Below are 10,983 nucleotides of genomic sequence, written 5' to 3'. Positions count from 1 at the left end.
TCCCTGTCTCACAAAAGGGGTTCAGTCCCAGTTGATCGTTGCCTTTTTTTGATCTGAGATATCTTGAGGATTGTAATCCATTTCTGAATTCGCGCATTATCCATTAAATAAATGCTTTAACCGATGCAAAATACTCCCGTATCATATTGATCGGTTTCAGATAACCCGGTGAAGGAGCGGAGATGCCGTATTCGGCAGCGTAACCGTTCTTGGCGGCCAGGTACTTGGATCTGAACATATGATAATCACTTGTGACAATCATGATCTTGGGATGCTCCAGCCCGGATGCATCAATGATTTTTTTGGAAAAAGCCATATTCTCCTGGGTGCTCGTCGATCGATCTTCCATAATGACTTGTGTGGGGCTGATCCCCTGATCAACAAGGTAGTTTTTCATGGCCAGTGCTTCAGGAATGGATTCCCCCGGACCCTGCCCGCCGGATACAATCACTGGTGTCTGCGGATAACTGCGGATATAGTCCAGACTGGCATCCAGCCTTTGTTTCAAGGTCAATGACAATTCTGTTCCTTTGATGCCTGATCCGAGAATAATGATATAGTCCGCTTCCTCCGGATCATTCGCGTTAAGCTGAGTAAACACAAGGGCTTCGATAATAACAAATGAAACTGCAGCAATCCCGAAGCCGGTAAGCAGAATGCGTTTCAGCAGAATATGTTTTTGATAATCAATCCGCCTTAACACAATAAAGGCTACAGTAATCATGCCAAAAAACTTCACTGCGAAGTTCCAGCCCCAGAAAACAAGAAAGAACACAAAACATGCAATGAAAATAAGATCAAGGATCAGGCCTTTTTCTCGTATAAACTTTTTCATAAATCCAGTAACACTCCTTCTCGGGCCTTCACTTCCGTCACATGCCCTTGATTCAGGATTTTATGATCGTGAGCTTGGGCCACTGTTGTTGCCAGCATTTCTTCTCAACACGATGATTATAGTAGCCTGCATCCGAGAAAAACGGACTTTGGCGTACGATTAACCCATACAGATCCTCCAGCCCATGCGGGGCACAGATACGTACCTGATCCTGTTTATTCAACTGTACACCTATGGCTGTGACGATTTCTGGCCAATATCGAAGGGCATCTTCTGTGGAATGATAGGGCTCGTTTCCATTGCGCAGATGCATCCTCGCCTGATTTTTAACCGACCACTTGGAATTGCCTGTTTGCTCGCGAAGCCCTTGTTCAAGCAGCAAGTCCCTCACCTCACGCATGTCTTCCGTATCGTAATAAACCACATCAATGTCGCTATGCAACTCGCGAAGAGGATAGCCATGAAGCACATCCCAGATATAATTGCGAATATACCCCGCACCTATGTAACACTGAGGCAGATCAAGATTGCGAACCCGTCGCAGGTCGTGCATTAATTGTTCATGCTCCGTTATCGCCCGAATCAACTTTTCCTCATGCAGCATATAACGTCTCTCCCCGTCACTCTGTCCATTTCATTATAGAGCTATCATTGCTCGCTTTTACATTACCGACACGCTGCTCCTTCCAATATATCATGTTTGAGTACCTGCGATAAAATAAACAAATCCCCTCAGGCAGTCATCCTAGGCTCATCTGAACAGATGTTCCTTAAGATCCTTTACTCTGAGGGGAATAATTGAAGAAGATTGAATAAGCGATTAGGCCATTGCCTTTCCCGAATACGTGATATGCATTTTACGTTGGATTATCCATAAGCGTCAGTTGCCCTTGCTTCTCCTGCATACGGAAAATAACGGGTCGTTCATTCGGATGACTGTTCGGGGCGTGAATGGTGAGGCACAGTTGTCCTTCGAACGTTCGAAACAGCATCCCATGTCCTCCATTATTGGCGAACAACGGCTTGTCATCCTGCTTCCATGGTCCTTGCGGTTTACCGGACACCGAGCGGGCCAGCCCCAGTGTATAACAGTCTTGACCGGATGTGGACCACATCATGACGAGTTCATCATTTTGCATCCGATATAGAAACGGACCATCCGTGACATAACGGTTTCGCTGTTCTCCACCTCCGACAGACCATTGCGCTTCGGAAGCTTTGAATAACAGATCAGGCTTGCCTATCGTTCCTTTCAGATCCGGTTTCAGACGTACCGCGTACATCTCACCATCCTCCACCTGCACCCATTCCTTGCAAAAGATCATCCACGGATCACCCTGATCGTCCACATACAATGTACCGTCCAGGCATTCCCAATCGGGAGGCGTCAGGGAACGGCACCACAATTCAAAAGGCCCTTCCGGCTGATCAGCAACCAATACACCTGTTACCCGCGGAACACCTTCTGCCTTGAAGCTGGCAAACATATAAAAGCGACCTTCCCATTCATAGACTTCCGGAGCCCAATAGTGGTGATCGGACCAGAAGTCCGCAGGTGCACGGAAGCAGGGGGAAGGACCGCTCCAATGGATCAGGTCTTCACTCTCATAGACATCAAAACCGATGGCTGGGCCGTTCCACACATTTTGCCCGATAGAGCCGTATAAATAATATTTCTTGCGCGATGGTATTGCCAGTATGTAGGGATCACGAAAATGAATATCTTCCAAACGGTGCACGTTCAACGGTTCATCCTCCTCTTGAAAGCGGTTCATTAACCATGAGTATACACCATATCTCCAAATACTGGAATTCCATTAACCCCACATGCCAATCAGCAATATGCCGCCAAAAATAACGATGGAACAAAGAATACGCTTCTTCCCCTGCTGTTCTTTCAGTAACAAAATACCGAGGAAGGCGGCAAATACTGTCCCTACTTCCCGAAGCGGGCCCAGTCTGGCCATTGGCGCCTGCTGCAATGCGAACAGAAACAACAAGTACGAGCCTGGATTCAGCAGCGCTCCCAGCATAATAGTTGATCGGTTCTTCTTCCACTCCTGACGCAGTTGGCGGGAAGCGAGCAGCGCCGGAGTCAAGCCGGCAACAAAGCCAATGTTCGTCACTTCAAGTAACGACAGGGGTGAAATATGCTCTAGATTCAATTTGTCCACGAACACATAACTGGTTGTACATAACCCGACACATAAGGCCATCAGAACCGGCTTTGATCCTGTTACACTTGAGCCAGATTTGCCAACTCTGCTTCCCACACCACTCAGCACCGTAAATCCTACAATCATGCAGGCAATACCGACCCAGCCGAACATGGACAACGTTTCCCCCAGAAAAGCAACACCGATCAATGGCACCAACAAGGTGCTCGTTCCCCGCATAATCGGATAAATCTGCGACAAATCGCCCAATTCATACGTCTGCGATAGTAGCCAGGAATACAAGGCTTGCAGCGCCATTGATAACACAAGTAGTGCATAGGCTGGCATGGATAAAGGTTCCCGTACCAATTCCACAATAAGCACAGGCAGCAGTATTACGGTTGGAATCATCATGATGGACCATAAAAACACACTTTTGTTTAAACTGCGTTTGGTGAACATACTCCAGACAGCGTGAGCCATCCCGGAAGCGAGCACCAGAACTATAGGTAAAATCATAATCAAAACGTTCCTCTCTAATGCCTTGCTCTTCTATATTCTCTAATGTGCCGAAGTGCTCTCAGGTTGATGTTCTGGCTGTTCCTTCACGACCGATCCGTCTTCCAGACGAAGCCAGGTATCAAAGCTGCGTTGTCCCGCCTGCAATTGAATAACCCGTCCTCCGCGCAGCATACCTTCCCTTCCATATGTACTGTGCCCACTTGAACGCCCGTAGCAGAGACGAATGCCGTGGTAAGTTCCCTGAAAATCATTCACATGATCATGTCCGCAAAAGGTCCCCATCACATCGCCCATCTCCAGCAGTGCAGAGAACAGACCCGAGTTCACTTGGGCAGAGCAGATAGGTTCGTATTTGCTGCCGTAACAGGTCTGTGTGTCCCACATGGACTGATATTCAGGAATCGGGATATGGAAAAACGCCAAGGCTGGGAGCTTCTCCCCGCGACTGCGGCCGGGATTAACGCGTGTGGATTCAGACATCAGCCACTGGATCTGATTGGGCTGAATCCACCCATAACCTGGAATGGACTCGAACTGGGAATAGTTCCCCGAATCGAGTAAATACAACACTGCTGCCGGACGGCCATCCGCTCCGGCAATCTCCAGTGTGTAATTGCCTAGTCCCGCAATCTCACGCGGCCCAGGTTCCGTAACATTATGCGCATGCTCCTGAATCACATCCATTAATCCATCGGGGGTAATCCGATTCTCTGTATCATGGTTGCCATATACAAAAGCCCACGGAATACCACGCTCTTCCACTACAGACACAGAATCCCGGAATGCCTGCTCCGGGTGTTCACATTCCTTATTGCCAGGATCAACCGGTCCCGTGTAAATGACGTCGCCTGTAAAGACAACCAGATCGGGTTGTTCCGCTTCAATGACCGTCTTCATTAATTGCCCGGTCCGAAGATCTTCAGGTCGCCCATCCTTCCAGTGTAGATCTGTAAATTGCACGATTTTGAATGTTCCATTTTTTTGAAAAGCAAGCTGACGTTTCACCCTTTTTCCTCCCTGTTGATCCATGTACTATGGACTAAAGTTTTAAATGTTGTTTGTTGTGGTTTTACGTTGTTTTATATGATCTTATCGTCACATCATATTGCTGTCAATACATATTAAGAACAGAATATACTCCCTATATCCATTTCAAAATTGACAAGGTCTTCTCTCCAACATAAACTATTAAAACAACAACAATCCACACTACCTCACAACTCTAAAATAAATAGAACTTAGAATCGAAACTTCAGGAGGCACAAACATGTCTTTAACGTATGAAGAACGCAGACACACCATCCTTATCCAACTTGCGACCCAGGGCAAGGTTCAGGTACAGGTTCTGGCGGATCTGTTCCAGGTATCCACGGAGACGATTCGGCGGGATCTCGACCGACTTGAAAAGGAAGGCGAATTGCGCAAAGTATACGGAGGTGCTGTACGTGTACGCTCAGGCATGATCGAAGCTCCTTTTCAAAAGCGTGCGCAGCTTCAACTGAACGAAAAGCAGGCCATTGGCGTGGCAGCTGCCTCTCTGATTGAGGATGGAGAGACCGTAATGCTGGACAACGGTACAACAACGCTAGAGATCATGCGGCAGTTGCGACATCGTTCTCAGGTGACCGTCATAACCAACTCCGTCCCCATTCTTACCTGTGCACTGGAGGAGTTTGCAGGCAAAATCATTTTCGCCGGAGGAGAAGTCACCCCGGTCATACAAGCCTCTACTGGACCCATTGCTCATGAATTACTCAGTCAATTCAAAGTCAACAAGGCGTTCATCTCAGCAGGCGGCGTCTCGTTAACGGATGGGATCACAGATTATGTGCTGGAAGAGGCACTCATATCCCGCAAAATGATGGAGCGTGCGGAGGAAGCCATTTTGGTAGCTGATCATACCAAGTTTGGACGTTCCACCTTCGCCCAGATTGCGCCTATAAATCAAATATCCATGGTGATCACAGATTCTGGATGTCCCACAGAATGGATAGATGCTCTTCACCAAATGGAAATCGAAATGGTTCACAGCATTTGACAATGTGAGCCATTTTCTATATTTTAGAAGTATAATGATCGTTCTATCTTATTCTGAAGGGAGCGTATTACTCCTTATGAGCAGCAAAAAGGAAATGCTGTTGAACGTGGCTGAGGAATTATTCTACCTGCACGGCTTTCATTCTATCGGCTTGAAGCGAATCATCACAGATGCCGGGATCGCCATCATGACGTTATATAATCACTTCAACTCCAAGGATGATCTCATTGTTGAAGTACTTCGGCGGCGCGAACAGCGCTATCTGGAACAGTTGCGGCAGTATGCCGACAACAAAGCGCAGCCCATATTCCTCAATCTGGCGGAAGGACATGCACGCTGGTTGATGGAGCATGAGTCGAGAGGATGTTTGTTTTTGCGTGCTAAGGAGGAATTTGGCGGAGATCCAGACAACGTCATTGTACAAACTGTCAACGCGCATAAGAAACATGTGATGACCTTGATCAAAAATCTTGATCCTGCCGCAAGTGATCGTGCAGTGCTGCAATTTAACCTGCTGCTGGAGGGTTCTACTGCACTCGCTGAGACAGAAAAGGTAAATAGCGTATGCCGGGAACTCATTGACATGACGCAAAATAGTTTCAAGTAGTCCCACACCGGGTGAGTTAGTAGTTCAACTCACTTTTTTATTTCAAAGAAAATATAATGATCGTTCTATCTAAAAGGCGGTGGATTTGATGAAAAAAATTATTTTCCCAGGGATTGCCCTTATCGCTGTATGTTATGCATTCGGGAGATTCAGCTATGGGTTGTTTATGCCGGAAATTTCGGAAGCACTCCAACTGGACGATGCCCAATCCGGAGCAATTAATTCCGCAACCTACATTGCGTACTGCCTGTCTCTACTTAGTGCTCCACTGTTAATTAATCGCATCGGGCACTATCATGTCATTCAAATAGCGGGTGTTAGTGCTGTGCTCGGTTTATTGGGCATTGGCTTATCTCCAAACGCGTTTGTTCTCACACTCGGCGTATTTCTTGCCGGATTAAGTACAGGCTTGGCCTCTCCTGCATTGGGTAACACCGTCTATGCTGAGCTTGCGCCTGATCAGCAAGCCAGAGGGAATAGCTGGATTAACACAGGTACCAGCTTTGGCATTATCGTATCCGGTCCGATTTACTTGCTATTCACCGAGTATTGGCGTTTGACCTACATCTTCTTCGCTGTTCTCGGTATTGTGGTGGTGCTGTGGAACAGTCGCGTTCTCTCCACACGCAAAACAGAGCCTTGTACTAAGTCCCTCTGGGCATGCATGAAGCCGACCAGACCCGGTGTGGCTCTGCTCATGGCTTCCCTTCTGACAGGTATCAGTTCTGCGATCTATTGGACCTTTGCCCGTAACTTCCTCACAGACGAAAAAGGGGCCTCCGATTCGGAAGCCGTACTGTTCTGGATTGTAATGGGGATTATGGGGATTCTCGGCGGGTGTGCTGGCCGGATTATTGAACGCATCGGAATTGGATGGTCCTATCGGATAGCCCTTCTGCTGTTGTCTGTTTCACTTGGCGTTATCCTTCTTCCATCGATGGCCGCCAGTCTGGTCTCAGCCGTTATGTTTGGCAGTACCTATATTTTCCTGACCAGTGTATTCATCGTGTGGGCGACCAGGCTATTCCGTCCAAATACGTCCATTGGGATCAGCCTTGCTTTTCTCGCGCTTGGTGCGGGGCAGTTCATAGGTTCATCGATAGCGGGTTACACCATTGAGATGTTCTCCAACACTACAGCATTTCTGGCCTTTGCTGTACTGGGTCTGTTTGGATTACTCATTCGGGTGAAATAGACCGAGCCTTATTCTACAAACAAGCAAACCAACATACTATACATCCGCTGCGCATCTGAAACCAATATGCCCAGTAGATGTATCAGGCGTGTTGGGGATTCTCGCCGCCACTCTGTAGCGATTGCAGTAGGAACGGTGGCATAGGTAGGAACCGCCTTTTAACACCTTGCGATCTTCATGAGGAGATAATTCCGTGTCAGCAGCCGCAGCCTTCTCATGATCCGTAACGTAGTTGTCTTCGCACCACTCCCATACATTGCCTGACATATTATAAAGTCCGTATGCATTGGGAGGAAACGATTGAGATGGAGCGGTGCCTGCATAACCGTCGGCTGCATTATTTTTCGCCGGAAATACCCCCTGCCAAATGTTGCAATAGTGCTGTCCATCCGGCCTTAACGTATCACCCCAAGGATATTTTTTCTGAATCAGGCCACCACGGGCTGCGTACTCCCATTCGGCTTCTGTGGGCAGACGTTTACCCGCCCAGCGGCAATACGCATTGGCATCATTCCATGAGATATGAAGAACCGGATGATCAGAACGATCTTTTATATTAGAATCGGGTCCTTCAGGATGAGCCCAGTCTGCACCTTCAACAACCCACCACCATGGCGTCTGTTGAACCACTGTTCGAACTTGAGCCGCCGTTTGCGGAGAAACGAACAGATGAAAAACAAAAGACCAGCCATACCGCTCCGCCTCAGTCTGATATTCAGTCTCACTTACAAACTGTGCAAATTCCGCATTGGTTACCGTACAGGCATCCAGATAAAAGGTGTTCACCTGAATTTCTCTGACGGGGCCTTCCCCGTCTGCTTCAAAAGCTTCGGGGTTATTCGTACCCATCAGGAAACGTCCACCTTCAATACGAATGCTTTCTTTCTTCTCTGCTCTATTGGTTAGAGCTATCTTGAAACCAGCTGTATGAACGGTATGACTGGATGGCTTGTCCTCAACAGTTTCTACCGATGCAGCTGTTTCCTCTGGCAGACTCTTTTCCTCCAGATTGCCGCCCCGACTTGCAGCACAGCAGCAGGAAGAAGGTTTCTTTGGCAGCCGATCATGCATCTCAAGCATCCCCTTCTATGGTTAGGTTTAAGACTTGTTCTCCTTATTGTACACGGCAGGACGAATATTCGGATACGGTGGTTTTGTCATTCCTTCACCCATTTTTTGAACAGTGTATTTGCCAATATCCTTAGCTGTTTCGCATGTCAATAACGTTGACGATATGGTCTGATGATGCTCTCGTTCCAAACCTGTACTTCGATATAACGCTCCGGTCCGAGATCACCCTGTTGATTCCATTCCTGAGGCCAGCCATAGGATTGAATAATGTCCAGTATTTCATCTTTCGTGTAGACCTGCTTACAGTAGGGTTTATCATCCATATAACGCATCGTTGGAAACAAATCGCCGTAGGTAAAACTTACGGAATCATCAGGCAGATCCTCCCATGAGATCGTGACCCAATCCGGTTCGGTATACCAAGATTCCAACCATGTGCATGCACCCAGCGTCATATAGTGAGGATAACGGTTGGTCGGTTTCCCACCTTTGGAGATAAACTGCTCGTACGCTTTTCGCTCAAGTTCTCTTCGAATCATCATGTAATCTGCTGATCGCTGACTGGCAAAATTCCGGCCTTCCTGCCGGATATGCTGCGCAACGGCTTCTGCATCCTGCTCGGAAAGACTGGAAAGATTGCGGAATGGTCCAACCCTTTTTTCAAAATAATGATACGCGTTCAGATCTGTCATATGGCACCACCTCCATGCACATCTCTTCGTCCCCCATTTTCGTTAGTCATAGTGTACATCATGCCAACATGTATGGAAATAACTGTAGCAAACCATTTCCTCTGGTACACTATGCCATTTCAATTACAGTACCCTCTTCCGATCGCTGCTTCGCTTTTCCAGAATGATCCAGCACTCTCCGTCCAATCAGTGATAAACTAATAAAAGGGCATTTATCTTCAACAGGCTTAAAGGGAGGTTGTGTGTATGTTAGGCATCAAAGTACAGCAAGTAGAGAATCAACTCATCATCCGTTGGCAGCTTTCCAAAATAGAAATTCCCATCTCGGATATTAAAGCAGTTACCCTTGATGATACATATGGTGGAAGTGAGCCTTCAGCCGTTCGAATCGGCGCAGCGTATGGCGCTTCCGAAACAATTCTAATCCGTACAATCAATCAACCCTACATCCTGTTTACTTCCAGTGAGACTTTATTTCCAAAAATCAGTGCCATGCTATCCAATAATTCAGGTGAGCGGAATGCGTCAAACTTGCAACGTGCTAACGAATCTAGCGCACCTTAAAAGTCTGACTCTCAAAGCAGGCCAATTTTAACGAACTTCAGTGACGTTATTTCGGTGCAAACACAGCGTCAGAGCCTAAAAAGCGACCCCATTGATAAAATAACGTCTCTGGGATTCGTTACATCTCAGAACAGTGTAAATGAGAGCGAATAACATGTGTCAGGTTCGTTAGGCCAAATTAACGCGAACAAGGGGCGTCCACCGTCATGTTTATGACTTATGGGACACCCCCTTTTTTTAACGTTAGTAGCAGTCCAAATGATAGCCCTATCTCCAACTCCACTTCGGTAATTGATCCAGCGTAATTACTTCTTCACTACTATATACTTCTCTCAAATACGCCACGGTATTATGGTTACCACCCTTTAGGAATTCTCCCGTCCAGGTACAAAACCAGCTCCAATGCACACCTTGCTCTTTCATCTGCTTTGGATCAGGAATGGAGCCGTTCTCAGCTAAGGCAATGATTTTGCTGTCATTCACCAGTTGACGCAGATTCTCATAACGTTCAGCTAGTGGGCTGTGATCGCCTGCTTCTGGATACACATCCACACTCACAATATCCACCACATCGTCACCCGGATACCACTCTAGCTTTTCCGAGTTCCACACCCAGATCAGATTATCCAGCTCATACTTGTTGACCAATTGATCATACATTAGGCGGTATAACTGTTTGGCAGGTTCAGGTCCTTTGGCTCCCCACCAGAACCAGCCTCCTTCCGCTTCATGAAGCGGCCGGAATAACACAGGCACCCCAGCTTCCTTGAGTTCTTGCAGATGTACTGCAATTGCATCGATATCCCGGATCAATAAGGTATACTCTTGCGATTCAGGATGAGCCAATGCTGAAGCGAGATCGTAGGTGGTGGCATCCGTATAGAAACCGCGCCACCATTCCTTGCCTGGTTCATCTATCAGATGTGTAGGTGCATTCCAGTGCCAACACAATGTCACAATTCCGCCTTGCCGGTGCCATGCAATCGCATCCCGAATCTCCTGAGAGATCGCGCCGCGTTCTGTCCTTGATGGAGAATAATCCATGAGATCGAATCCAATTACCGCCGGCTTGCGGCCTGTATTCTCATTAATCCAGTTCAGATTTCCGTAATCCTGCTGACCTGACAGTACCCCTTTTCCATAACGCTCCGCCAAATACTTCATAAGTTCTCTAGCCTCGGAAGTCGCATCTTTATTCACTAAATTACTGCTTATCTTTTGCTCCGTCATTGATAATCCCCCATTCCCATGCAGGGCACATCGAGACCCAAATATCAAAAACACCCGAATTACGCATCCTATA

11 protein-coding genes and 1 pseudogene are annotated in these 10,983 nt (G+C 47.3%); 4 read left to right on the top strand and 8 right to left on the bottom strand.

All coding sequences use genetic code 11. The features are described from left to right. Positions 1-103: 103 nt before the first annotated feature. The 5 genes from G3352_RS06260 to G3352_RS06240 all read right to left on the bottom strand — a co-directional run bounded on the left by G3352_RS06260 (position 104) and on the right by G3352_RS06240 (position 4,518). The gene (locus G3352_RS06260; RefSeq protein ID WP_163755042.1) at positions 104-835 is read right to left on the bottom strand and encodes a YdcF family protein; all 732 of its coding nucleotides are present in this window, start codon (positions 833-835) and stop codon (positions 104-106) included. Positions 836-887: 52 nt separating this feature from the next. Further along, positions 888-1,439, bottom strand: coding sequence for a nucleotidyltransferase family protein (locus tag G3352_RS06255; protein ID WP_345940732.1), 552 nt, complete (start codon positions 1,437-1,439; stop codon positions 888-890). Between the two features lie 253 nt (positions 1,440-1,692). Beyond that, positions 1,693-2,574 carry a family 43 glycosylhydrolase gene (locus tag G3352_RS06250; protein WP_163755060.1) on the bottom strand — a complete coding sequence of 294 codons (882 nt, stop codon included), beginning with the start codon at positions 2,572-2,574 and terminating at the stop codon, positions 1,693-1,695. A gap of 78 nt (positions 2,575-2,652) precedes the next feature. Continuing rightward, positions 2,653-3,510, bottom strand: a complete 858-nt coding sequence (locus G3352_RS06245; protein ID WP_205524730.1) for a DMT family transporter — start codon at positions 3,508-3,510, stop codon at positions 2,653-2,655. 42 nt (positions 3,511-3,552) lie between these two features. Next, complete coding sequence (locus tag G3352_RS06240; RefSeq protein WP_345940731.1) at positions 3,553-4,518, bottom strand: metallophosphoesterase family protein; 966 nt, start codon at positions 4,516-4,518, stop codon at positions 3,553-3,555. Between the two features lie 262 nt (positions 4,519-4,780). Here G3352_RS06240 and G3352_RS06235 point away from each other — a divergent pair, with 262 nt between their 5' ends. The 3 genes from G3352_RS06235 (at position 4,781) to G3352_RS06225 (ending at position 7,353) form a co-directional block, all read left to right on the top strand. Then, complete coding sequence (locus tag G3352_RS06235) at positions 4,781-5,551, top strand: DeoR/GlpR family DNA-binding transcription regulator (protein ID WP_163755037.1); 771 nt, start codon at positions 4,781-4,783, stop codon at positions 5,549-5,551. Positions 5,552-5,627: 76 nt separating this feature from the next. Continuing rightward, a complete protein-coding gene (locus G3352_RS06230) occupies positions 5,628-6,158 on the top strand; it encodes a TetR/AcrR family transcriptional regulator (RefSeq protein ID WP_163755035.1) in 531 nt (176 codons plus the stop codon). A gap of 88 nt (positions 6,159-6,246) precedes the next feature. Continuing rightward, positions 6,247-7,353 carry an MFS transporter gene (locus G3352_RS06225; RefSeq protein WP_163755033.1) on the top strand — a complete coding sequence of 369 codons (1,107 nt, stop codon included), beginning with the start codon at positions 6,247-6,249 and terminating at the stop codon, positions 7,351-7,353. A gap of 36 nt (positions 7,354-7,389) precedes the next feature. Here the strand turns inward: G3352_RS06225 and G3352_RS06220 are convergent. Next, positions 7,390-8,223, bottom strand: a pseudogene (locus G3352_RS06220) (formylglycine-generating enzyme family protein); the annotation flags it as partial. A gap of 347 nt (positions 8,224-8,570) precedes the next feature. Next, complete coding sequence (locus G3352_RS06215) at positions 8,571-9,116, bottom strand: hypothetical protein (protein ID WP_163755028.1); 546 nt, start codon at positions 9,114-9,116, stop codon at positions 8,571-8,573. A 246-nt stretch (positions 9,117-9,362) separates the two neighbouring features. On the opposite strand from G3352_RS06215, the gene G3352_RS06210 reads away from it, so the two are divergent. Next, positions 9,363-9,680: a SunI/YnzG family protein gene (locus G3352_RS06210; protein WP_163755026.1), complete on the top strand. Its 318-nt coding sequence runs from the start codon at positions 9,363-9,365 to the stop codon at positions 9,678-9,680. Positions 9,681-9,947: 267 nt separating this feature from the next. Here the strand turns inward: G3352_RS06210 and G3352_RS06205 are convergent, their stop codons facing one another. Next, positions 9,948-10,910, bottom strand: coding sequence for a glycosyl hydrolase (locus G3352_RS06205; protein WP_163755024.1), 963 nt, complete (start codon positions 10,908-10,910; stop codon positions 9,948-9,950). Positions 10,911-10,983 lie beyond the last annotated feature (73 nt).

This window comes from Paenibacillus sp. ALJ109b (assembly GCF_010747435.1).
Taxonomy (GTDB): domain Bacteria; phylum Bacillota; class Bacilli; order Paenibacillales; family Paenibacillaceae; genus Paenibacillus; species Paenibacillus taichungensis.
This window is presented reverse-complemented; position numbering and strand designations above follow the sequence as displayed.